The 23,819-nt window shown below is 74.5% G+C and carries 21 protein-coding genes; 18 read left to right on the top strand and 3 right to left on the bottom strand.

Translation table 11 applies throughout. The features are described 5' to 3' along the window. Positions 1–159: 159 nt before the first annotated feature. Both K329_RS0100110 and K329_RS30070 read left to right on the top strand, forming a co-directional pair. Positions 160–1,434 (top strand): geranylgeranyl reductase family protein, encoded by a 1,275-nt coding sequence (locus K329_RS0100110; RefSeq protein WP_028471475.1) that lies wholly within the window; start codon positions 160–162, stop codon positions 1,432–1,434. A 136-nt stretch (positions 1,435–1,570) separates the two neighbouring features. After that, on the top strand, positions 1,571–2,425 hold the full coding sequence (locus K329_RS30070; protein ID WP_169721554.1) for a lysophospholipid acyltransferase family protein: 855 nt from the start codon (positions 1,571–1,573) through the stop codon (positions 2,423–2,425). Here K329_RS30070 and K329_RS0100100 read toward each other — a convergent pair. Next, on the bottom strand, positions 2,313–3,401 hold the full coding sequence (locus K329_RS0100100) for an acyltransferase family protein (RefSeq protein WP_169721553.1): 1,089 nt from the start codon (positions 3,399–3,401) through the stop codon (positions 2,313–2,315). The two genes, K329_RS30070 and K329_RS0100100, sit on opposite strands and share 113 nt — an antisense overlap. Positions 3,402–3,477: 76 nt before the next feature. On the opposite strand from K329_RS0100100, the gene K329_RS0100095 reads away from it, so the two are divergent. After that, positions 3,478–4,380 carry an NUDIX domain-containing protein gene (locus K329_RS0100095; protein WP_028471472.1) on the top strand — a complete coding sequence of 301 codons (903 nt, stop codon included), beginning with the start codon at positions 3,478–3,480 and terminating at the stop codon, positions 4,378–4,380. Positions 4,381–4,402: 22 nt separating this feature from the next. Further along, on the top strand, positions 4,403–5,731 hold the full coding sequence (locus K329_RS0100090; protein WP_028471471.1) for a hydroxyacid-oxoacid transhydrogenase: 1,329 nt from the start codon (positions 4,403–4,405) through the stop codon (positions 5,729–5,731). A gap of 54 nt (positions 5,732–5,785) precedes the next feature. Here K329_RS0100090 and K329_RS23500 read toward each other — a convergent pair whose 3' ends face one another. Next, positions 5,786–6,466, bottom strand: coding sequence for a hypothetical protein (locus tag K329_RS23500; protein WP_052336184.1), 681 nt, complete (start codon positions 6,464–6,466; stop codon positions 5,786–5,788). Between the two features lie 191 nt (positions 6,467–6,657). Between K329_RS23500 and K329_RS0100080 the strand changes: the two genes are divergently transcribed. The 10 genes from K329_RS0100080 (at position 6,658) to K329_RS0100030 (ending at position 20,309) form a co-directional block, all read left to right on the top strand. Further along, a complete protein-coding gene (locus tag K329_RS0100080; protein ID WP_245596386.1) occupies positions 6,658–9,555 on the top strand; it encodes an FAD-binding and (Fe-S)-binding domain-containing protein in 2,898 nt (965 codons plus the stop codon). Positions 9,556–9,722: 167 nt separating this feature from the next. Next, positions 9,723–10,154 (top strand): VOC family protein, encoded by a 432-nt coding sequence (locus K329_RS0100075; protein ID WP_028471469.1) that lies wholly within the window; start codon positions 9,723–9,725, stop codon positions 10,152–10,154. Between the two features lie 389 nt (positions 10,155–10,543). Then, complete coding sequence (locus tag K329_RS0100070) at positions 10,544–11,710, top strand: NADH:flavin oxidoreductase/NADH oxidase (RefSeq protein ID WP_281169780.1); 1,167 nt, start codon at positions 10,544–10,546, stop codon at positions 11,708–11,710. Between the two features lie 159 nt (positions 11,711–11,869). Then, the gene (locus K329_RS0100060) at positions 11,870–13,105 is read left to right on the top strand and encodes a class I SAM-dependent methyltransferase (RefSeq protein ID WP_028471467.1); all 1,236 of its coding nucleotides are present in this window, start codon (positions 11,870–11,872) and stop codon (positions 13,103–13,105) included. A 5-nt stretch (positions 13,106–13,110) separates the two neighbouring features. Continuing rightward, complete coding sequence (locus K329_RS23495; RefSeq protein WP_052336182.1) at positions 13,111–14,157, top strand: hypothetical protein; 1,047 nt, start codon at positions 13,111–13,113, stop codon at positions 14,155–14,157. A 36-nt stretch (positions 14,158–14,193) separates the two neighbouring features. Beyond that, positions 14,194–15,198 carry a DNA topoisomerase IB gene (locus K329_RS0100050; protein WP_028471466.1) on the top strand — a complete coding sequence of 335 codons (1,005 nt, stop codon included), beginning with the start codon at positions 14,194–14,196 and terminating at the stop codon, positions 15,196–15,198. Continuing rightward, positions 15,195–15,701 (top strand): O-acetyl-ADP-ribose deacetylase, encoded by a 507-nt coding sequence (locus K329_RS23490; RefSeq protein WP_043641686.1) that lies wholly within the window; start codon positions 15,195–15,197, stop codon positions 15,699–15,701. Before K329_RS0100050 ends, K329_RS23490 begins: the two co-directional genes overlap by 4 nt. 167 nt (positions 15,702–15,868) lie before the next feature. After that, a complete protein-coding gene (locus K329_RS23485; RefSeq protein WP_169721552.1) occupies positions 15,869–16,552 on the top strand; it encodes a TetR/AcrR family transcriptional regulator in 684 nt (227 codons plus the stop codon). Continuing rightward, entirely contained in the window at positions 16,552–18,288 is a 1,737-nt protein-coding gene (locus tag K329_RS0100035) for an ABC transporter ATP-binding protein (protein WP_028471465.1), read from the top strand. The genes K329_RS23485 and K329_RS0100035 overlap by 1 nt, the downstream gene beginning before the upstream one ends. Continuing rightward, on the top strand, positions 18,285–20,309 hold the full coding sequence (locus K329_RS0100030; RefSeq protein WP_028471464.1) for an ABC transporter ATP-binding protein: 2,025 nt from the start codon (positions 18,285–18,287) through the stop codon (positions 20,307–20,309). The genes K329_RS0100035 and K329_RS0100030 overlap by 4 nt, the downstream gene beginning before the upstream one ends. Positions 20,310–20,473: 164 nt before the next feature. Here the strand turns inward: K329_RS0100030 and serC are convergent, their stop codons facing one another. Then, on the bottom strand, positions 20,474–21,607 hold the full coding sequence (serC, locus tag K329_RS0100025; RefSeq protein ID WP_028471463.1) for a phosphoserine transaminase: 1,134 nt from the start codon (positions 21,605–21,607) through the stop codon (positions 20,474–20,476). A 50-nt stretch (positions 21,608–21,657) separates the two neighbouring features. Here serC and K329_RS0100020 point away from each other — a divergent pair, with 50 nt between their 5' ends. From K329_RS0100020 to K329_RS23475, 4 genes are all read left to right on the top strand, one after another. Then, positions 21,658–22,197, top strand: coding sequence for a GNAT family N-acetyltransferase (locus K329_RS0100020; RefSeq protein ID WP_245596385.1), 540 nt, complete (start codon positions 21,658–21,660; stop codon positions 22,195–22,197). Positions 22,198–22,204: 7 nt separating this feature from the next. After that, positions 22,205–22,804 carry an ASCH domain-containing protein gene (locus tag K329_RS0100015; protein ID WP_028471461.1) on the top strand — a complete coding sequence of 200 codons (600 nt, stop codon included), beginning with the start codon at positions 22,205–22,207 and terminating at the stop codon, positions 22,802–22,804. Between the two features lie 55 nt (positions 22,805–22,859). Next, entirely contained in the window at positions 22,860–23,132 is a 273-nt protein-coding gene (locus K329_RS31165; RefSeq protein ID WP_043641682.1) for a hypothetical protein, read from the top strand. Positions 23,133–23,246: 114 nt separating this feature from the next. Next, positions 23,247–23,819 (top strand): hypothetical protein (locus K329_RS23475; protein ID WP_043641681.1); only part of this gene is annotated, 573 nt, incomplete at its 3' end.

Genomic DNA, 23,819 nt, shown 5'->3' with positions numbered 1-23,819 from the left:
GCCGGTGTCGTTGTCGGGGGTGGGTCGGCGTGGGGGTGCCGGTTTCACCGGCTAGGTCACGAACCCGGCACCTGGCGCGCGAACCTTCGTGCGCCAGGTGCCACTGTCACCGGCTAGCCGGTGAAACCGGCGGCTGGGCTCGCGTGGGAGGATGACCGGGTGGCTGTGGCAGGCGTTCCGGAGGAGACCGACGTCCTCGTGGTCGGTGCCGGCCCCGCCGGTTCGTCGGCGGCGGCGTGGGCCGCCCGGCACGGGCTCGACGTGGTGCTCGTCGACGCCGCCACCTTCCCCCGTGACAAGACCTGCGGCGACGGCCTGACGCCGCGTGCCGTCCACGAGCTGTCCCGCCTGGGTCTCGAGGACTGGCTGCGCGAGCACACCGTCAACCTCGGCCTGCGGGCCCACGGCTTCGGCCAGACGCTGCTGCTGCCCTGGCCGGGCGGCAGCCTCCCGAACTGGGGCTCCGCGGTCGCACGCACCGAGCTCGACGACCACCTCCGCACCACCGCGATCAAGGCCGGTGCGACGGCGGTCGACGGACTGCGGGCGGTCGACGTACGACGTCGTGGCGGCCAGCAGGGCCCCGTCACCGCCGTGGTGCTCGAGCGCACGGGGGAGTCCGGCGAGAAGGAGCGCGTCGAGATCCGCTGCCGGCGCCTCGTGGTGGCCGACGGCGTCCGCTCCCCGCTCGGCAAGGTGCTGGGGCGCGAGTGGCACCGCGACACCGTGTACGGCGTGGCCGGCCGGGCCTACATCGACTCGACCCGCTCCGACGACCCGTGGATCAGCTCGCACCTCGAGCTGCGCGGGCCCGAGGACGAGGTCCTCTCGGGCTACGGCTGGATCTTCCCGCTCGGCGGCGGCCAGGTGAACATCGGCGTCGGCACCCTGGCGACGGCGAAGCGGCCCGCGAACGTCTCGATCCGTCCGCTGATGTCGCTCTACACCGACGAGCGGCGTGCGGAGTTCGCCCTCGACGGCGACCTGCGCGCGTCGACCTCCGCGCTCCTGCCGATGGGTGGGGCGGTGAGCAACGTGGCCGGTCCGAACTGGGCGCTCATCGGCGACGCCGCGGCCTGCGTGAACCCGCTCAACGGCGAGGGCATCGACTACGGGCTCGAGACCGGGCGCATGGTGGCCGACCTCCTCGCCGCCGGCAGCCGGTCCGACCTCACCGACTCCTGGCGCCGGGTGCTCGTCGACCACTACGGCGAGGCCTTCTCCGTGGCCCGCCGCCTCGCCGGCCTGGTCACGGTTCCCGGACTCCTCCCCGCGCTCGGCCCGGTCGGGATGCGCTCGCGCTTCGCGATGACGCTGGCGCTGCGGTGGATGGGCAACCTCGTCGACGACGCCGACCGCGACGTCGCCGCCCGGGTGTGGCGCCGCGCGGGGCGCGTGTCCGCGGCCCGGGACGCCCGTCCCCCCTTCGCCTGACGCACGCCCACGCGGATCCGCCCGGGCCCGGTGCCGTCCGCGGCGGTTACGCTCCCTGCGCGCGTGCCTGCCCGTGGCCCGCCTCGACGACCCACCCCGCACCGATCCGCGGGGCCGACGCCGCCGAAGGACCTCCGTGCCCCGCAGTCCCCGCAGCCCCCGACCCGGTTCCCGCGACCGGACGTACCGCGCGGTGGTCCGCTCCTCCCGCGCGGCCTTCCGGGCGCTGCGGCTCGACGTCCGCACCACCGGCGCCGAGCACGTGCCGACGAGCGGCCCGGCGATCCTGGTGGCGAACCACGCGTCGTACCTGGACTTCCTCTTCCTCGGCGTGCCGGCGGTCGAGCGCGGTCGCTACCCCCGCTTCCTGTGTCGCGAGCCGATCTGGCACACACCCGCGGCACGCGTGCTCGACGCGATGGGCCACGTGCCCGTCGACCGGGACGCCCCGGCGGCGGCGTACCTGCGCACCCGGCGGCTGCTCGAGGACGGCGAGGTGATCGGCCTGTTCCCCGAGGCGGGAATCTCGTACTCCTACACGGTGCGCTCGCTCATGCGCGGTGCCGCGGCCCTGGCGCGCGAGACCGGCGCGCCGATCGTGCCGGGGGCGATGTGGGGCGCCCAGCGCCTCTGGACGGTGGGCCGCACCCCCTGGGGCACGGAGCCGGCACCCGAGCTGCGCTGGCACGGGCGGCGGGTCGACGTACGCCTGGAGGCGGCGTTCCACGTGCCGCCCGACGCCGACCTCGTGACGACGACCCGGGACCTGGGGGAGCGGATGACCGTCGCCCTCGAGACGCTGCAGCGCGAGCCGCACCACCAGCCCCGGCCGGGCGAGGTCGCGCCCTGGCACCCCGCCCACCTGGGCGGGCACGCCCTCACGCGTCGGCAGTCTCGCGAGCTCGACGTGGTGCCGCGGAGCGCGGTGCGTCCGACGTGGGGTCCCCAGGAGCCGGAGCCGGAGCAGGAGCAGGGGCCCGCAGGTCCTTGACCGCGGCCACGGGGTCGGTGACCCACCGCAGTGCGCGGACCACCGGGGCGCTGGCCAGCACGAGCGAGAGCGCGACCCCGAGGACGACCGCGAGCAGCACCTGGGCGTGGGGGTCCGTGACGGAGGCGAACGCGTCGTCGTACTGGAGGGCCTGGACCACGACGGTGTGCGCCAGGTAGACGGTCATCGTCTGCGCGCCGAGGGTCGTGAACCAGCCGCCCGTGGCGGGCACCAGGGACAGGACGGCCAGGGCGCCCACGAACGAGAGCGCGAGCAGCGCCAGCTTGGTCTGCACGCCGTCGCCGAACCCGGTCGCGCCGAGCAGCTCGTAGCCGTCGGCGTTGAAGAGCCACGAGGTGCCCGCCCACGACTCAAGGTCGGCCGTGGCGCGCCAGAGCACGACGAGCACGCCGACGGCCGCGACCCGCACCAGCGGGTGGCGCAGCGTCTCCAGCCACTCGCGGCGGGCGTGGAGGCCGACGACGAAGAACGGGAGGAACTGCAGGACCCGGTCGAAGTCGAGGTAGGTGAACGTGGTCATCGGCGCGACGAGCGCCACCAGCACGGAGAGCGGCACCGCCACGGGGTGCGCGCGCAGCACGGGCGTCGCGAGCCGCCACACCGCCAGCGCGAGCAGGAACCACATCGCCCAGAACGGCTCGACGAACACCTGGTGCGGCGGCGCCTCGCCGACGTGCGCCTCGTACTGCCAGCGCAGCAGCATCGTGAAGACCGCGTAGGGCAGCAGGACCGTGGTGGCGAGCGCCACGAGGTGGCGACGGGTCCAGGAGAACGACCGCGAGAGGTAGCCCGACACGAGCACGAACGCCGGCATGTGCACGACGTAGAGCGCGTCGTAGAGGTGCTGGCGCAGGGGCTCGGGGGCCGTCAGGGCCGCGATCATGTGGCCCACCACGACGGACGTGATGAGCAGCATCTTGGCGTTGTCGAGCCAGGGGTCCCGTGGTCTAGACATCTCGCCAACGTAACGAAGGGCTCCCAGGAGTGTCCAAGCGGCGGTCCCAGGAGTCCCAGACGTTAGGTTGGGCCTCATGAGTGCTCTGCCCCGACGCCAGCGCGTCGCCGCCTACGCGGTGATCGTGCGGGGCCACGAGGTGCTGCTGAGCCGCCTCGCGGGCCGGGTGACGAAGGACGAGCTGTGGACCCTGCCGGGCGGCGGGCTCGACCACGGCGAGGACCCGCGCGACGCCGTGGTGCGCGAGGTGCACGAGGAGACCGGCCTGCACGCCGAGGTCGGCGACTCGGCCCGGGTCTACTCCGCCCACCTGCCTGGCGCCTGGCGGGAGGGCCGTCGCGTCGACGCGCACGCGCTCCGCATCGTCTACGACGGCTGGGTGCCGATCGACTCCCCGGAGCCGCACGTCGTCGAGGTCGACGGCTCCACGATGGCGGCGGCCTGGCTGCCGCTGGCCGAGGTGCTGGACGGCCGCGTGCCCGTCGTGCCGATGGTACTCGAGGCCCTGGCCGACCGCCTGCCCCCGCGCCGGCAGCGGATGGCGGCGTACGCCGTCGTGCGCCGCGGCGGGCCCGACGACCCCGAGGGTCCCGACACGGACGAGGTGCTGCTGACCCGCAACTCCGCGCGCGGTCCCCACCCCGGGCAGTGGGCGCTCCCCGGGGGCGGGCTCGAGCACGGCGAGGCGCCGGCGACCGCGGTCGCGCGCGAGGTGCGGGAGGAGACCGGCATCGAGATCGAGGTCGGCAACGTGCTCGGCGTGCACGACGCCCACTTCGTCGGCACGGCGCCGTCGGGGCGCGAGGAGGACTTCCACGGCGTGCACCTGCTGTTCGCCGGGCGGCCCCTCACCACCGACGAGCCCCGCGTGCTCGAGGTCGGCGGCACCACCGACGCCGCGGCCTGGGTGCCCGTCGTCGACGTGCTCGACGGGCAGGTCGACGTCCGGGAGACGGTGCGGTACGCGCTCGGGCTCTGAGGTGGGGGCTACGTTGAGCGGTATGACGCAGCCCACATCGCAGCAGGCCCCGGAGCACCGGGAGACGGTCTTCACCTACGCGGCCCCCGGCCTCAAGCTCGGGCCGGGAGCCTCGGCCGAGATCGGGCACGACCTCGCGCCGTACGGCGTGAAGCGCGTGCTGCTGGTGACCGACCCCGGGGTCGCGGCCACCGGCCACCCCGCCCGCATCGCCGAGCAGATCACCGGGGCGACCGGGGCCGAGGTCGTGGTGTTCGACCGCGCCCGGGTCGAGCCCACCGACGCGTCGATGATCGAGGCGGTGGAGTTCGGCCGGGCCGAGGGTCCGTTCGACGCGATCGTGGCCGTCGGCGGCGGCTCGTCGATCGACACCGCGAAGGCCGTGAACCTGCTCGTCACCAACCCGGGCGACCTCATGGACTACGTGAACGCGCCCGTGGGCCGCGCCCAGGCGCCCCAGCACGCGCTGCTGCCCCTCGTGGCCGTGCCCACCACCACGGGCACCGGCGCGGAGTCGACCACCATCTGCGTGCTCGACGTGCTGGACCTCCACGTGAAGACGGGCATCAGCCACGCCCGGCTGCGGCCGACGCTGGCGGTCGTCGACCCCGACCTCACCTTCACCCAGCCGGCCATGGTGACGGCGAGCGCGGGCATGGACATCCTCTGCCACGCCCTCGAGAGCTACACCGCGCGCTGGTACGCCGACTACCCGGCCAAGGCCGCCGAGCAGCGCGTGCCCTACTGCGGCTCCAACCCGATCTCCGACGTGTGGAGCGAGAAGGCGATGTCGCTGCTCGCGGGCTCGTTCCGGGCCTCCGTCGAGGCGGCGCGGGCGGGCACCCCGCTCGACGAGGCCCGCGGGGTGCGCGAGCAGATGGCGATGGCGGCCACGTTCGCCGGTCTCGGCTTCGGCAACGCCGGCGTGCACATCCCGCACGCCTGCGCCTACCCGGTCGCCGGCCGCGTGCGCGACTACCGGCCCGAGGGCTACCCCGAGGACGCCGCGATGGTGCCCCACGGCATGGCGGTCTCCCTCACGGCGCCGGAGGCGTTCCGGCTCACGTTCGAGGCGTCGCCCACGCGCCACCTCGCCGCGGCCCGCCTGCTCGACCCGCACGGTGCGGTCGCCGAGCCCGACGGCCCCGGCCGGCTCTCCGCCGTCGTCGCGCAGCTCATGCGCGACATCGGCATCCCCAACGGGCTCTCCGAGGTCGGGTACGGCGCGGGCGACGTCGACGGACTGGTCGAGGGCGCCTGGGCCCAGCAGCGGCTCCTCGCGACCGCCCCGATCGACGTCACCACCGACGACCTCGCGGCCGTCGTGACGGCGTCCATGGAGCACTGGTGAGCTGAACGCCCGACGGCCGGTGCGGGCGACCGGTGCCGGGCGGCCGGTGCGGGCTCAGTCGCGGCTGTCCTGCGCCGCCCGGTACGACGGGCGGCGCAGGCGGGTGACGACGGGGTACTGCGCCAGCCCCGGCAGCTGGTTCAGGACCGGGTCGAAGACGACGTCGGCGTCGTCCGGGCCCCCGTCCGCGCGGGCCGGGTCGCCGGGGTTCCCGTCGAGCTCGAGGCGGCCGAAGGCGTGCCACGGGCCGATGCCACGGGCCCAGGAGAGGTCCCAGGCGGCGGGCCCGTCGGGGCGCGCGCCGAGCACCACGGGGCCGGTCGGGGTGCGGTAGGGCAGCAGCGTCGTGAGCGGGCGCGTGGCGATGTGGCGGCGCGGGAGCAGCAGCGCTCGGGTGGGACCGTGCCAGCCGGTCGTGGCGAAGAGCAGGTCGCCGGTCCGGCCCTCGTGCGTGAGGCGGACCGCGAGCCCGGCGATGTCCGGCCACGGGTCGGAGAGGCCGACCGCCCGCGAGACGCGGACCAGGGCGAGGCCCTCGCCGGCGCGGTCGAGCAGGTCGACGCCGGTGCTCCGATCGGAGCCGTGCCGCCGCAGCCGTCCCTCGAGCACGGCGCCGTCGGGGTGCAGCGGCTTGGCGGTGGGCCGGAGCGCGGCGGTGGCCCGGGTGGCCCCGGCGAGGGCGCCGCCGGCGACGGAGGCCGCCGTACGCGCGGTGCGGGTGACGAGGGTGAGCACGGGGCCTCCAGGGCGGGTCGGGGGAGAGGTGCGACGCCTCGGGCGGTGGGCCCGGGGCCGCGGGTGACCGTCGGTACCCGGTGGGCGTGCGCCGACCCCGGGGGCCGACGCGGAGCGGGGCCGTGGCCGGGACGGGGCACGCACCCTGGACCGTGTGCGGCCCGGCTGCGACGGGCGCGCACAATGGTGGCGTGACGGTGGATGTGCAGGCGGACGAGCAGGCGGCTCCGGCCACCCCCGACCTCGTGGCGGCGCTCACGCGTCGTGGGGTCACCGACGTCGACGACAGCGTCGTCACGCGGGCGGCGTACTCGACCGACTCCTCGCTCTACCGCGTGGTACCGCAGGCCGTCGTCCGCCCGCGCCACCCCGACGAGCTGGCCGCGGTCGTCGACGTCGCCCGTGAGCTGCGGGTGCCCCTGACGATGCGCGGGGCCGGCACGTCGATCGCCGGCAACGCCGTCGGCGCCGGCCTCGTCGTCGACACCCTCAAGCACCTCAACCGGGTGCACTCCGTGGACGCCGAGGCTGGCACGGCCGTCGTCGACCCGGGCACGGTGCACGCCGTGCTGCAGAAGGCCGCGGCGCCGCACGGCTGGCGCTTCGGGCCCGACCCGTCGACCCACACCCGCTGCACCATCGGCGGCATGATCGGCAACAACGCCTGCGGCTCGCGGGCGCTGGGCTACGGCCGCATGGTCGACAACGTCGAGGCGCTCTCCGTCGTGCTCGGCACCGGCGAGCAGCTCGAGCTCGGAGGCGACGCACCGCGCACGGGCGGCGGCTCCGTCGACGCGCTCGACCGCCTCGCCGCCGGCGACCTCGCCCAGATCCGCACCCAGTTCGGCCGCTTCGGCCGCCAGGTCTCCGGCTACTCCCTCGAGCACCTGCTGCCCGAGAACGGCCGCCGCGTCGACCGCTTCCTCGTCGGCTCCGAGGGCACCCTGGGCGTCGTCGCGAAGGCGACCGTGCGGCTCGTGCGCGACGCCCCGGTGCGCACGCTGGTGGCGCTGGGCTACCCGTCGATGGCGGAGGCCGCGGACGCCGTACCGGCCCTGCTGGCCTTCCCGATCGTCGCCTGCGAGGGCCTCGACGCGCGGATCGTCGACATCGTGCGACGCTCCGGCAAGTCCGTGCCCGACCTGCCGCGCGGCGCGGGCTGGATGTTCGCCGAGATCACCGGCGAGACCGTCCCCGAGACCGAGGCGGTCGCCCGCTCGCTCGTCGCCGTCGCCGGCGCGCTCGAGAGCCGCATCGTCACCGACCCGAAGGAGGCCGCCGCGCTCTGGCGCATCCGCGAGGACGGCGCCGGCCTCGCCGCCCGCTCGCTGACCCGGCCGGCCTACTCGGGCTGGGAGGACGCCGCCGTGCCGCCCGAGCACCTCGGTGCCTGGCTGCGCGACTTCGACGACCTCCTGCGCGCCCACGACCTCGACGGCGTGCCCTACGGCCACTTCGGCGACGGCTGCGTGCACGTGCGCATCGACTTCCCGCTCGTCCCCGGCGCGGGCGCCACCACGACGGCCGCCGACGGCCAGGCGGCCTTCCGCTCCTTCATCGAGGCGGCGGCGGGTGCGCTGCAGAAGTACGGCGGCTCGCTCTCGGGCGAGCACGGCGACGGCCGGGCGCGCTCCGAGCTGCTCTCGACCATGTACGACGCCCGCTCGCTCGAGCTGTTCGCCGAGGCCAAGGCCATCTGCGACCCCCTCGGCGTGATGAACCCCGGCAACATCGTCGACCCGGCGCCGTTCGACGCCGACCTGCGCGCCTCCCGGCCGCGCCACCGCGAGCCCCTGCCCCTGCTGCGGTTCACCCACGACGGCGGCTCGATGGGCGACGCGGTGCACCGCTGCACGGGCGTCGGCAAGTGCCTCGTCGGTGGCGGGGCCGGCACCGGCACGGGCGTGATGTGCCCGTCGTACACGGCGACGCGTGACGAGAAGGACTCCACCCGCGGCCGCGCCCGCGTGCTGCAGGAGGCCCTGGACGGCGAGCTCGTCGGCGGCGTCACCGACCCCGCGGTGCACGACGCGCTCGACCTCTGCCTGGCCTGCAAGGGCTGTGCCAACGACTGCCCGACCGGCATCGACATGGCGACCTACAAGTCGGAGGTGCTGCACCAGACGTACGCCGGCAAGCGTCGCCCGCGCAGCCACTACATCCTCGGTCGCCTGCCGATGTGGGCCCGCCTCACCGCGCCGGTGGCCGGGCTGGCGAACGCCTCCCTCAAGGCCGGTCCGATCGCCCGGGTCGCCCGGGCCACCGCCGGGGTCGACCAGCGCCGCAGCCTGCCGCAGTTCGCGACGCGCTCGCTGCGTCGTACGGCGCGCAAGCAGGGCGTCGCCGCCGAGCTGTCGTCGAGCACGGCGGCTCCCGACGTCTGGATCTGGGCCGACTCGTTCACCAACCACTTCCAGCCCGGCAGCGGGCTGGCGGCCGTGCGGTTCCTCGAGTCCGCCGGCCTCACGGTGCGCGTGATCGACGAGCGCGCGTGCTGCGGCCTCACCTGGATCACCACCGGCCAGCTCGACACCGCCCGCAAGATCGCCGGCCGCACGGCGGCGACCCTGGCGTCGTACGTCGCCTCGGGTGTGCCCGTCGTGGGCATCGAGCCCTCCTGCACGGCCGCGCTGCGCAGCGACCTGGAGGAGCTGAGCGACGACCCGCGGGCCGCCGAGGTGGCGCGCGGCGTGCTCACGTTCGGCGAGCTGCTCGCGCGGCTGGTGGCCGACGGGCGGATCGCGCTGCCCGACCTCACCGGCGTCGAGGTCGTGGCGCAGCCGCACTGCCACCAGGCCTCGATCATGGGCTGGGAGACCGACGAGCACCTGCTGAAGTCGATGGGCGCGAAGGTCACCCGGGTGGGCGGCTGCTGCGGCCTCGCGGGCAACTTCGGTGTCGAGCAGGGCCACTACGAGGTGTCGGTGGCGGTCGCGGAGAGCCAGCTGCTGCCGGCGGTCCGCGCGGCGTACGCCCGCGACCCCGAGACGGTCGTGCTGGCCGACGGCATGAGCTGCAAGATCCAGCTCGACGACCTCGCCGACGTGCCCGCGCTCCACCTCGCCGAGCTGCTGGCCTCGCGCGTCTGAGGGCGCGCCCCGTGTGACGGTTGCGTCCCGTCTAGCGGTTGCGCCCCGTTTAACGCGGTGTCCGGGCTGCTGCACACGCGTAAGAACGCGCACCCGGACGCCACAGCACCGCAGAAGTGGCGCCGGAGGTCTCCCGGACGGGTCGCGTCCGTCCTACGGTGGCGGGCATGGGGGAGACCGAGGCAGGCGCTTCCGGGGACCAGACGGCGCCGAGCGGCATCCGCGGACGCACCGGGTGGTGGGGCGTCGCGCTCGACAGTGCCGACCCCGCGGGCCTGGCGCGCTTCTACGAGCGGCTGCTCGGGTGGCGCGCGACCGTGCACGACGAGACCTGGGTGACGCTGGCGGACGCCCGCGACGGCGCCCGGACCTACCTCGCCTGCGCCCTCGACGAGCAGTACGTCGCGCCCGTCTGGCCGTCGGTGGCGGGCGGGCCGACGATGCAGGCGCACCTCGACGTGGAGGTCTCGGACCTCGAGCTCGCCGTCGCCGACGCGCTCGCCGTCGGGGCGCGGCTGGCGTCGTACCAGCCGCAGGAGACCGTGCGGGTGCTGCTCGACCCCGCCGGGCACCCGTTCTGCCTCTACCTGGCGGGGTGACCGGCCGGGCGCGCCGCACGGACGTCGCAGAACGCGTCCCGAATCGGACCACCCGGGCCTCTCCGGGACTCGTTTTGCGATTTTCGTGCGCTCGACCCGCTCGACCCGCTCGACCCGCTCGACCCGCTCGACCCGCTCGACCGGACGAGGCCGGATCGCAGGCGCGGCGAACCCTGTGCGGGCAGATCCGGCCCTCGTGCCGCAGGTCGCCGCCGAGTGATGCAGGCCCGCGGGGGAGTGAGCCCGTGGCCCGACGGCGACTTCTGCGGTGCTGTGGTGTCCGGGTGGGTGTCCTGCCGCGTGTGCAGTGGCCCGGACACCGCGTTGCACGGGGCGCCGGGGACGGGTAGCCAGGAATGCCCCGCGCCCGGTGGTCGTTGGGGCCGTACGTGACCACCGGAACCGCTGCCCTGACCGTGCCCGACGACGCCGCGTCGACGGACGGGCCCGTCCTGTTCTCGCCGCTGACGCTGCGCGGGGTGACGTTCCCGAACCGGGTGTGGCTGGCGCCGATGTGCCAGTACTCCGTGACGGCGCAGGACGGCGTGCCCACCGACTGGCACCTCGTGCACCTCGGCGCGCGGGTGACGGGCGGCTTCGGCCTCGTCCTCACCGAGGCGGCGGCCGTGGTGCCGGAGGGGCGGATCAGCCCCGAGGACACCGGCCTCTGGAACGACGCGCAGACCGAGGCCTGGCGCCGGGTCGTGGAGTTCGCGCACACGCAGTCGCCGTACGGCTCGACCCCGATCGGCGTGCAGCTCGCGCACGCCGGGCGCAAGGCGTCGACGTACGCCCCGTGGCGCGGCGCCGGTGACGGCTCGGGCACCGGTCGCGGCTCCGTCGCGGAGGCCGACGGCGGCTGGCCGACGGTGGGCCCGAGCGCGCTGGCCTTCGACGGCTTCACCGCGCCGGCGGCGCTCACCCTCCAGGAGGTGGCCGGGGTCGTCGACGCGTTCGCCGCCGCCGCGCGCCGTGCCGACGAGGCCGGGTTCGACGTCGTCGAGATCCACGCCGCCCACGGCTACCTGCTCCACCAGTTCCTGAGCCCGCTGGCGAACGCGCGCACCGACGCGTACGGCGGGGACTTCGCCGGCCGCACCCGCCTCGTGGTCGAGACGGCCGCCGCGGTGCGGGCGGTGTGGCCCGAGCACAAGCCGTTGTTCGTGCGCATCAGCGCGACCGACTGGGTCGAGGGCGGCTGGAGCGTCGAGGAGTCCACGCGCCTGACCGGCGTGCTCGCGGGTCACGGCGTCGACCTCGTGGACGTCTCCTCGGGCGGGGCCGACCCGCGCCAGGAGATCACCACCGGCCCCGGCTACCAGGTGCCGTTCGCCGACGCCGTGTCGGCCGCGGGCCTGCCGGTCGCCGCGGTGGGGGAGATCACCGACCCCGCCCAGGCGGAGAAGATCCTCGTCGACGGGCACGCCGACGCCGTGCTGCTGGCCCGCGCCGGGCTGCGCGAGCCGGCCTGGCCGCAGCGGGCCGCCCACGAGCTCGGCGTCGACCGGCACGACGGCCCGTACCCGGACCAGTACACCCGGGGGGCCTGGTCCTGACGGACGGGCGGGAGGGGCGACCTACACTCGGGACCGTGAACCCCCGCCACCGCCGCCTCATCATCCCCGTGGCGCTCGGGGCACTCATCCTCATCGTCGTGGTGGCCGCGATCTGGTGACCGGCCCGCCCCTCCTCCCGCTGAACCCCCTGGTGGTGCCGTGACCGAACCCCTCCTCCGCGTGCTGACGCGCATGCGCTCCCACCTGCTCGACCCCGAGGCCCTCGTCAAGGCCGTCGCGTCGGGCCGGCAGAAGAGCACGGAGCCGCGCTGGCGCCGCGCCGAGCTGCGCTACGTCGACCTCAAGGCGGGCCGCCACCTGCAGGTGACGTCGTACGACGCCACGCAGGCCCACACCGCCAACCACCCCGCGGGCTCGGTCGAGGCCCGGGAGGCCGTCGACGCGCTGCTCGACGAGCCGTTCGGCAACTGGCACGTCGACACCACCACGCAGACCCACCAGGTGCGGGTCACCAAGCGGCTCGAGGCCGTCTGCCACACGACCGACCGCGCCGAGGAGGTCGTCGCCGACCGCGGCCACGACCGCGACAAGGAGCGGCTCCTGCCCGAGGACGACCCGGTGCTGGTCGCGCTCGGCATCTCCGACGCCCAGGGCCGGATCAAGCCGACGCGGCAGGCGAAGTACCGCCAGGTCGAGGAGTTCGCCCGCCTGCTCGAGGCCGCCGTCACCGAGGCCGTCCAGCGCGGCCACCTGCGCCGCCCGACCGTCGAGGAGCCCCTGCGGGTCGTCGACCTCGGCTGCGGCAACGCCTACCTGACCTTCGCGGCCCACCGCTACCTCAGCCACGTGCGCGGCCTGCCGGTGCACCTGGTGGGGGTCGACGTGAAGGAGCAGTCCCGCGAGCACAACACCGCGGTGGCCGAGCGCCTCGGCGTCGCCGACGAGCTGACGTTCACGGTCGGCAGCATCGCCGGGGCCGACCTCAGCGACCTGCCGGGCCTCGCCGGCCCGCCCGAGGTGGTGCTCGCCCTCCACGCCTGCGACACCGCCACCGACGAGGCGCTCGCCCGCGCCGTCGAGTGGGGCTCCACGCTCGTGCTGGCCGCCCCGTGCTGCCACCACGACGTCGCCGCCCAGCTGCGCAGGACGCCCACGCCTGCGCCGTACGCGATGCTCACCCGCCACGGGATCCTGCGCGAGCGCTTCGCCGACACCCTCACCGACGGCCTGCGGGCCTCGCTGATGCGCCTGGCCGGCTACCGCGTGGAGGTCGTGCAGTTCGTCGAGAGCCAGCACACGCCCCGCAACACGCTGCTGCGGGCGGTGCGCGCGGGCAAGCCCGTCAAGGGCGGCGCGGTGCGCACCGAGTACGACGACCTCGTCGCCGCCTGGGGCATCCGCCCCCGGCTGGCCGAGCTGCTCGACGTGAGGTGAGGCGGGTGCTCGTGGGAGGGGCGGCCGTGGCCGCGCTGCTGCTGCCGTTCGCGATCGGCGCGTCGCTGACGCCGGCCGCCGAGGAGACGGGGGCGACCGAGGTGACCCGGTTCGCCGATCCCGACATCGTGGAGTCGAGCGGGCTCGCCGTCGTCGACGGGCTGCTCGTGACCGTGAACGACTCCGGCGACGCCGGGCGGGTGTTCACCGTCGACCCGGCGTCGGGCGAGACCGTCGGGGTCACGAGCTGGAGCCCCGACCCCACCGACGTCGAGGCGGTGGCGCCGGCGTACGAGCGCGGAGCCCCCACCGGCGAGGTCTGGGTCGGCGACATCGGCGACAACCTGGCGGCCCGCGACTCGGTGACGCTGCTGCGGGTGCCCGTCGGACGCGGCGACCAGGAGGTGCAGCCCGCCCGCTACCGCATGGTCTTCGAGGACGGCGCCCGCGACGCCGAGTCGCTGCTGGTGCACCCGCAGACGGGCCAGATCCTCGTCGTCAGCAAGGGCGTGCTGGGCGGCGCGTTCTACCTCGCGCCCGAGGAGCTCTCCCGCACGGCGCCCAACGTCCTGCGCCAGGCCGGGCCCGCGGTCGGCATCGCCACCGACGCCGCCTTCTTCCCCGACGGCCGCCACCTCGTGGTGCGCACCTACGGCGCCGCGGTCGTCTACAGCTATCCCGACCTCGTCGAGGTCGGCAGCTTCGACCTGCCCCAGCAGCAGCAGGGCGAGGCGGTCGCGGTCGACGCCGCCGGTGACGCCACCTCGCTGCTCATCAGCAGCGAGGGCGCCGACCAGCCCGTGCTGGACGTGCCCCTGCCCGACGACCTCGTGGCGCAGACGGCGCCGGTGACGACGACGCCCTCGGACGGCGCGGGCGACGCCCCGCTCGTCGACGACCCCGCGGTCGGCGACGGCACCGACGCCGACCCGACGATCGACGGCACCGTCCCGTGGTGGCCGCTCGTGGCGGTCGGGGTCGTGGGCCTCGTGATCTTCGGTGCGCTCGGCGCCGCCCTCGTGCGCGGGCGCCGCAGACGCCCTCCCGGGTGAGCCGCGCCGTACCCCCGCCTGGCTAGCGTCGCTCGGATGGTGCGGCTGCGCAGGACCTCTCCCGACCAGCCCGGCTGGACGCGTCGCAAGGTCGGGCGGGGCTTCAGCTACCTCGACCGTGACGGCGCCCGCCTCGGCGAGGACGAGGTGGCGCGCGTCAAGGCCCTCGTGATCCCCCCGGCGTGGGCCGACGTGTGGATCACGCCCCACGAGAACGGCCACCTGCAGGCGGTGGGCACCGACGATGCCGGTCGGCGGCAGTACCTCTACCACCCGGCCTGGCGCGAGCAGCGGGACGAGCAGAAGTTCGACCGGATGGTCGCGTTCGGCACGGCCCTGGCGAAGGCGCGCGAGACGGTGCTCGTCGACCTCGGCCGCGACGGCATGCCGCTCGAGCGGGCGACCGCGGCCGCCGTGCGGCTGCTCGACCTCGGCTACTTCCGCATCGGCAACGACGTCTACGCCGACACCAACGGCAGCTTCGGGCTGACCACCCTGGAGCGGCGCCACGTACGGCGGCGCGGCGACCTGCTGGTCTTCTCGTTCCGGGGCAAGTCCGGGGTCGACCACCGCATCGAGATCGACGACGTGACCGTGATCGAGGCGCTCGAGGTGATGCGCCGCCGGCGCGGCGAGGACCTGCGACTGCTGGCCTGGAAGGACCGCAGCCGCTGGCGCTCGATGCTGCCGGCGCTGGTGAACGAGTACGTGCGCGAGACGACCGGGCTCGACGGCACGGCCAAGGACTTCCGCACCTGGCACGCCACCGTGCTCGCGGCCGCCGCGCTCGCGGAGACCGAGGAGCCGGGGGAGACGAAGGCGTCGCAGAAGCGGGCGGTGAGCGGGGCGATGAAGGAGGTCTCGTCGTTCCTCGGCAACACCCCGACGCTGGCGCGGAGCGCGTACGTCGACCCGCGCGTCGTCGAGGCCTACGAGGCCGGGCGGACCATCCAGGCCACCACCCGGCGCACCTTCGACACCGTCGACGCCCGGCAGGCGGCGTACGAGAAGGCCACCCTGCGGCTGCTGGCGGACGCGTGAGCGGGCACGCCGAGGTCACCGTCGTGGCCGGGGACATCACGACCCAGGCGGTCGACGCGGTCGTCAACGCCGCCAACCGGGGCATGCGGGGCGGGGGCGGCGTCGACGGGGCGATCCACGCTGCAGGCGGCCCGGAGGTGCTGGAGGACTGCCGCCGGCGCTTCCCCGACGGCCTCGCCACCGGTGACGCGGGCTGGACCACCGCGGGCCGGATGCCGGCGCGCTGGGTGATCCACGTGGTGGGGCCGAACTGGACGCGCGGGGAGCGCGACCGGTCGCTGCTGGTCTCCTGCTACGCCCGGGCGCTGGCCGTGGCCGACGAGCTGGGGGCCGGGTCGGTGGCGTTCCCCCTGGTGAGCGCCGGGGTCTACGGCTGGCCGTTCGACGACGCGGTCGCGGCGGCCGTGACGACGCTGCGCGAGACCCCGACCGAGGTCCGCGAGGCGCGCATCGTCGCCCTCGGGCGCCGGGCGTACGACGGGGTCGTCGCCGCCCTGGGCTGAGGGGCTGGGCGGCAGTTTCACCGCTCGAGCGGCGAAACTGCCTCTTGGCGACCGAAATTCAAGGCGCGAAGAGGAGGTTTAACCGCTCGAGCGGCGAAACTGCCCGCCCGTTCCACCGACGAAAAGTCGCTGGTGAGTGAGTGCTCACTCACCTATGCTCGACGATCGTGACCAGTGCCCCCGCCCCGGAGACCGCGCCCTCCGTGACAACCGACCGGGCGGCGTCCGACCCCGCGCCCCGGCGGGCCTCGCCGCTGCCGCCCGACGAGCGGCGGCGCGCGATCCTCGACGCCGCGCTGCCCCTCATCGCGGTGCACGGGCGCGGCACGACGACGAAGCAGATCGCCGAGGCCGCCGGCATCGCCGAGGGCACGATCTTCCGGGTCTTCGCCACGAAGGACGAGCTGTTCTCGGCGGCGCTGGACCAGGCGTTCGACCCCTCCGCGCTCATCCGCGAGCTCGAGGGCGTCGACCTCGGCCTGCCGCTGCGCGAGCGGCTCCTCGCCGCAACCCGGGTCGTGCAGCACCGGTTCCGCTCGATATTCACCGTGATGACCGCCCTCGGCCTCGTCGGCCCGCCGCAGCGCCTGCAGAAGGACGGCGACGGCGACGTCGCCCGCAGGCGCAGCGCGGCGGCGTTCGCGGCCCTCGTCGAGCCGGATGCCGACGCGCTCCGCGTGCCGGTCGCCGACGTCGTACGCCTGCTGCGGCTGCTGACGTTCTCCGGCAGCCACCCCCACCTCAGCGCCGACTCCCCGCTCTCACCCGAGCAGATCGTCGACGTGATCCTCCACGGCACGCTCCGCCCCACCCCCGGCGGACACGGCCTCGACCTCCCCGAGGAGTCCTGATGCTCTTCCGCCTCCTGCGGACCCACCTGCGGCCCTACCGCCGCTGGCTCGTCGCGATCGGCCTGCTCCAGCTGGCCTCGACCGGCGCGATGCTCTACCTGCCGGCGCTCAACGCCGACATCCTCGACACGGGCGTCGTCCAGGGCGACACCGGCTACGTCGCCCGCGTCGGCCTCGTCATGCTCGTCGTCTGCCTCGGGCAGGTGGCCTGCCAGGTGACCGCCGTCTGGTTCTCGGCGCGCACGGCGATGTCGGTCGGCCGCGACCTTCGGGGCGCGCTCTTCGGCCGCATCACCCACTTCTCCGGCCGCGAGGTCGGGCAGTTCGGGGCGCCGTCGCTGATCACCCGCGTGACCAACGACGTGCAGCAGGTGCAGATGCTCACGCTGATGACCTGCAGCATCGCGGTCTCGGTGCCGATCATGATGTTCGGCGGCATCGCGATGGCGATGGTCACCGACCTCGGGCTGTCGTGGATCTTCGCGATCGTCGTGCCCGTCATGTTCCTCGCCGTCGGCATCGTCGTGCGCGGCATGGTGCCGAACTTCCGCAAGCAGCAGGGCCGGATCGACACGGTGAACCGGGTGCTGCGCGAGCAGGTCACCGGCATCCGGGTCGTGCGCGCCTTCGTGCGCGAGCCCGAGGAGACGGAGCGGTTCGCCGACGCGAACGCCCAGCTCACCGAGGTGTCGATCCGCGCCGGCCGGTGGCTCGCCACGCTGTTCCCGCTCGTGCTGCTCATCGTCAACACCGCGAGCGTCGCGGTCATCTGGTTCGGCGGCCACCAGGTCGACGCCGGCGAGCTGGGCGTCGGCCAGCTGACGGCCTTCATCAGCTATCTCATGCAGATCATGTTCTCGGTGATGATGGGCACGTTCATGCTGATGCAGATCCCGCGCGCCGCCGTCTGCGCCGACCGCATCGCCGAGGTGCTCGACACCGAGTCGAGCGTGCACCCGCCCGAGGTGCCCGTCGAGGCCCTCACCGAGCAGGCCCACCTCGCCTTCGAGGGCGTCGGGTTCACCCACCCGGGCGCCGAGCGGCCCGTGCTGCGCGACGTCACCTTCGAGGCCCACGCGGGCCAGACGGTGGCCGTGATCGGCTCCACGGGCTCGGGCAAGACCACGCTCGTCGACCTCGTGCCGCGCCTCATGGACGCCACGGCGGGCACCGTGCGGGTCGACGGCGTCGACGTGCGAGACCTCGACCCCGAGCTGCTCTGGTCGCGGATCGGGCTCGTGCCGCAGCGCGCGTTCCTCTTCGGCGGCACCATCGCGGAGAACCTGCGCCACGGCGCCCCCGACGCCGACGACGCCCAGCTGTGGGAGGCCCTCGAGGTCGCCCAGGCACGCGACTTCGTCGAGGGTCTGCCCGACGGTCTCGACGCCACCGTCGCGCAGGGCGGCACCAACTTCTCCGGGGGCCAGCGGCAGCGGCTCGCGATCGCGCGGGCGCTGGTGCGCAAGCCGGAGATCTACCTCTTCGACGACTCGTTCTCGGCGCTCGACCTCGCCACGGACGCCCGACTCCGGGCGGCGCTGGCGCCGTACACCACCGACTCCTGCGTGCTCGTCGTGGCGCAGCGCATCTCCACCATCCGGGCGGCCGACCTCATCCTCGTGCTCGAGGACGGTGCCGTCGTCGGCGCCGGCACGCACGAGGAGCTGGTCGAGTCGTGCCCGACGTACACCGAGATCGTGGCCTCCCAGCTGAGCGCCGACGAGGAGGCGGCATGAGCACCGACACCACGAAGGGCGCCGACACCACCAGGGCCGGCACCAAGGGCCAGGACCTCGCCGCCACCGAGCGCATCCAGGTGCCGCAGCGCGGGCCCGGTCCGGTCGGCATGGCCGGCACGGGCGAGAAGGCGATGACGTTCGTGCCGTCGGCGAAGCGCCTCGTCGGCCGCATGCGCCCGCAGCGCGTCAAGGCGACGCTGGTCGTGCTCCTGGCGATCGGCAGCGTCACGCTGATGTCGCTCGGGCCGTGGCTGCTCGGCCGTGCCACCGACCTCGTCTTCACCGGCTTCCTCTCCGAGCGCCTGGCGCCGGGCCAGACCCAGGACGAGGCCGTCGCGGCCCTGCGCGCGCAGGGCGACGGCACCCAGGCCGACGTCGTCGCCGGGCTGCGCGACCTCGTGCCCGGCCAGGGCGTCGACTTCGGCGCCGTGGGCCAGGCGCTGCTGATCGTGCTGGGCGTCTACGTCGCGGGCGCGCTGCTGTCGTGGCTGCAGGGCTTCCTGCTCAACGACGTCGTCCAGTCGACGGTGCGCGAGCTGCGGGCCGACGTGGAGAAGAAGATCCACGCGATGCCGCTGGCCACCTTCGACAAGGCGCCGCGCGGCGAGCTGCTCAGCCGCGTCACCAACGACATCGACAACGTCAGCCAGACGCTGCAGCAGACGATGAGCCAGCTGCTCACCTCGCTGCTGACGGTGGTCGGTATCCTCGCGATGATGCTGTGGATCTCGCCGCTGCTCGCCCTGGTGGCACTGATCGCCGTACCGATCTCGCTCGTGCTCACCCGCGCCGTCATGAAGCGCAGCCAGCCGCAGTTCGTCACGCAGTGGCGCCGCACGGGCACGCTCAACTCGCACGTCGAGGAGTCGATCTCGGGCCACGCGCTCGTCACCGTGATGGGGCGCCGCGAGGCGGTCATGGAGGAGTTCGAGGAGCAGAACGGCGAGCTGTACGACGCGTCGTTCCGCGCGCAGTTCGTCTCCGGGATGCTCATGCCGGTGATGATGCTGATCGGCAACATGTCGTACGTCGTCGTGGCCGTCGTCGGCGCGCTGCGGGTGACGTCGGGGTCGCTGACGATCGGCGACGTGCAGGCGTTCACGCAGTACTCACGCCAGTTCAACCAGCCGCTCACCACGGTGGCGTCGATGGCGAACCTGCTGCAGTCGGGCGTGGCCTCGGCCGAGCGGGTCTTCGAGCTGATCGACGCCGACGAGGAGGTCGACCCCGGGGTCGCCGCCCAGATGCGGCCCGTCGGCTCCGGGCAGGCCGCCCGCGGCCGCGGCGAGGTGGCCTTCGAGCACGTGTCGTTCTCGTACGACGTGGAGCGGCCCCTCATCGAGGACCTCTCGCTGGTGGCCCGGCCCGGCCAGACCGTCGCCATCGTCGGGCCGACCGGCGCCGGCAAGACGACGCTGGTCAACCTCGTGATGCGCTTCTACGAGCTCGACGGCGGTCGCATCACCCTCGACGGCGTCGACGTCACCGACCTGTCTCGCGCCGAGCTGCGGGGCCAGACGGGCATGGTGCTGCAGGACACCTGGCTCTTCGAGGGCACGATCCGCGACAACATCGCCTACGGGCGGCCCGGCGCGAGCGAGGAGGACCTCCGCGAGGCCGCGCGGGCGACGTACGTCGACCGGTTCGTCGGCTCGCTGCCCGACGGCTACGACACCCTCGTCACCGAGAACGGCGAGAACCTCAGCGCCGGCGAGCGCCAGCTGCTGACGATCGCGCGGGCGTTCCTCGCCGACCCGGCGCTGCTGATCCTCGACGAGGCGACCAGCTCGGTCGACACCCGCACCGAGCTGCTGCTGCAGAAGGCGATGGGCGCGCTGCGCGCCGACCGGACGTCGTTCGTCATCGCCCACCGCCTCTCCACCATCCGCGACGCGGACGTCATCCTCGTGATGGAGTCCGGCCGCATCGTCGAGCAGGGCACGCACGCCGAGCTGCTCGAGGCCGACGGGGCGTACGCCGCGCTCTACCGGTCGCAGTTCGCCGCCGCGGTGGGGTGAGGCGGGGCCTCCGGTTCGTCCGGGCTCCCGGGCGGCCCCGGCCACGAGATAGTCCCTGACGATGTGGTCGCTCGCCGACTGCCGGGACGACCACTTCGTCAGGGACTACCCACCGCCCACGGGGCTGCCCGGGTCTGACGGGCGTCGTACGACGCGTCCGCTCCTCAGAGCCGCTCGACGACCCAGTCGACGCAGGCCACGAGGGCGGCGACGTCGGCGGGGTCGACGGCGGGGAAGGTCGCGATGCGCAGCTGGTTGCGGCCGAGCTTGCGGTAGGGGTCCGTGTCGACGACGCCGTTGGCGCGCAGCACCTGCGCGACCACCGCGGCATCGACGGCGTGCTCGCCCTCGGTCGCGAAGTCGACCGTCGCCACGACCTGGGAGCGGGCGGCGGGGTCGACGACGTACGGCGTCGCGAACGGCGACGCCTCGGCCCAGTCGTAGACGGTCGAGGACGACGCGGCGGTGCGCGCCGCCATCCCGGGCAGGCCGCCGCCGGCGAGCATCCAGTCGAGCTGCTCGGCCATGAGGAACAGTGTGGCGATGGCGGGGGTGTTGAGGGTCTGGTTCTTCGCCGAGTTCTCGATGGCGGTCGTCAGGTCGAGGAAGGCGGGGATGAACCGTCCCGACGCCTTGACCTCCGCGGCCCGCTCCAGCGCGGCGGGCGACATCAGTGCGAACCACAGACCGCCGTCGGCGGCGAAGCCCTTCTGGGGCGCGAAGTAGTAGACGTCGGTCTCGGCGACGTCGACGAGCGCGCCGCCGGCGGCCGAGGTGCCGTCGACCACCACGAGGGCGTCCTCGGCGATCCCGGCGGGCCGCAGCACGGGCGCCATCACGCCGGTGGACGTCTCGTTGTGGGGCCAGGCGTAGGTGTCGACGCCGTCGACCGCGTAGGGCGTCGCCAGGGTGCCGGGCGCGCCCGTCACGACGACGGGGTCGGCGAGCCAGGGGGCGTCGACGGCGGCCTGCGCGAACTTGCCGCCGAACTCGCCGAACGACACGTGCTGGCTGCGCTCCCGGACGAGACCGAAGGTCGCGACGTCCCAGAACGCCGTCGACCCGCCGAGCCCGAGCACGACCTGGTAGCCGTCGGGCAGCGAGAAGAGCCGGGCCAGCCGGTCCTGCACCCGGGCGACCAGGTTCTTGACCGGGGCCTGGCGGTGCGACGTACCCATCAGCGAGCGGCCCGACGCGGCCAGGGCGGCGAGCGCCGCGTCGGAGACCTTGGAGGGGCCGGACCCGAAACGTCCGTCGGCGGGCAGCAGGTCGGCGGGAATCCGGAGGTCGCTCGTCACCGCTCTAGTGTGTCACCGGCGTCGGGGCGGCACGGAGCGGAGGACACCTGGTGAGCACGGCACGGCACGGCGAGCAGGGGCTGCGGATCGAGCGCGTCGGCTACGGCCACGCCGACGCCGCACGGCTGATCGGCGAGGTGCAGGCGGAGTACACGGTGCTCTACGGCAGCCCCGACGAGACCCCGCTCGACCCGACGATGTTCGACCCGCCGACCGGCAGCTTCTACGTCGGGTACGCCGACGGGCACGCCGCCGCGACCGGGGCCTGGCGGGCGCGACCGGACGTCGGGGCCCTCGGGCTGCGGCGCGCGGCCGAGATCAAGCGGATGTACGTCGCGACGCCGTACCGCGGGCGGGGACTGGGCCGCGTGATGCTCCTGCACCTGGAGGCCGAGGCGGCCGCGGCGGGGTACGACGGGCTCGTGCTCGAGTCGGGCCTCAAGCAGCCGGCGGCGATCCGTCTCTACGAGCGCGAGGGCTACGTGCCCGTGCCGGGCTACGGGCTCTACCGCGACGAGCCGGAGTCGGTCTACCTCGGCAAGCCGTTCACCGCGCCCGGCCCTGGAACCGCCGCCCCGACCGGGCGATGATCGACGCGTGCTGCTCCCCGCGAAGGTCGCCCGTGGTGTCGCCGACGGCTCGATCACCCTCGCGTTCCGCCGGTGGACCCGCCCCGACGTCCGGGTCGGCTCCGAGTTCCGCACCGTCGCCGGCGTCGTGCGGGTGACCGCCGTCGAGCCGGTCGACGAGCACGCCATCCCCCTCGCCGACGCCCGGGCGGCGGGCTTCCCCGACGCCGACGCGCTCCGGTCGCGCCTGCGACCGGCCGACGCGGCGGCCGAGCAGGCGACGTACCGCGTGACGCTCGCGTGGGCGGGGGAGGACCCCCGCATCGCCCTGCGCAACGCCACCGACCTCACGCCCGACGACGTCGCCGACCTCGACCGACGCCTCGAGCGGCTCGACCGCGCCAGCAGCCACGGACCGTGGACCATGGCCACCCTCGCCCTCATCGGCCGCCGCCCCCACGTGCGCGCGCCCGACCTCGCGGCCGAGATGGGCCGCGAGCGCGACCCCTTCAAGATCGACGTGCGCAAGCTGAAGAACCTGGGCCTCACCGAGAGCTTCGACGTGGGGTACGACGTCTCGCCGCGCGGCCGCGCCTACCTGGCCGCGACGCGTCGTACGACGCCCTGACCGACACTCGACCGAGGCCCTGACCGATGCCCCGGGCATCGCTAGGGTCGACCGCATGGGTCTCTTCGGGAACGGCCAGGCCAGGCAGGTCGAGCAGCTGCAGCGACGGGTGCGCGAGCTGGAGGGCCTCGTCGACGAGCTGTCGCGGCGCCTCGGCGTCGATCCGGCGGTCGTCCAGGCGGAGGCCGGGATGGTCGACGGGGTGAAGGTCTCGGCCGAGGTCCGGGCCCTCGCGGCCAAGGACCGCAAGATCGAGGCGATCAAGCTGCTGCGGGCGGAGTCGGGCCTCGGCCTCGCCGACGCGAAGCGGGTCGTCGACCAGCTCTGAGGAACCGCGGGGTGCAGCGCCTGCGGTTCGTGCTGGACGCCCGACCTCGAGGTGGCCGATCTTCTATCCTTCCTCCACGGCGGAACGGTAGCCGTCGACTTCGAGGGGGCAGCGATGACACGACACGACGATCGACGGGGCAGGGGTGCCCTCATCGCAGCAGGCGCCGCCATCGCCACGAGCGCCAGTCTGCTGCCCGGTGTCCCGCCCGCCGCAGCGAGCGCGCCCGCAGCCCCGGCGACCCAGCTGTCCGCGGCGTTCGGCAGGATCGACGAGGTCGGCTTCCGCGACGGCGTGAGCACCTACCTCGACGTCAGCGGAGCGGTGCCGACCGAGCAGGGTGGCGCTCCGGTGCAGGCGTTCGTGGCCCCCGTCGGCCTCGCCGACGCGCTCGCCGCCCCCGCCCACCGGCTCCCGACGCCGGCGTTCGACGAGCGGTCGGGGTTCCACGTGCCCTCGTGCGCCTACACCGACCCCCAGCGCGACTACTCCGTGTACGTCGTCCAGCCTGCGAGTCCGGGGGTGGAGGGGTCCCAGGTCGAGCTGTCGCTGCCCGAGGTCGACACCTCCCTCCTGACCGCACCCGAGGCGCCGCGACTCGCGCTGAACGCCCCCACGCGGTGGCCGTACATGGAAGGGGCCGGTCGCGCCCAGTTCCCCTTCGTCGCGTTGAACGTCGTCGCCGAG

Origin of the sequence: Nocardioides alkalitolerans DSM 16699 (genome assembly GCF_000426525.1) — a bacterium.
Taxonomy (GTDB): domain Bacteria; phylum Actinomycetota; class Actinomycetes; order Propionibacteriales; family Nocardioidaceae; genus Nocardioides; species Nocardioides alkalitolerans.
Note: the sequence above shows the minus strand (reverse complement) of the source record. Positions and strands in the feature narration are given on the sequence as shown.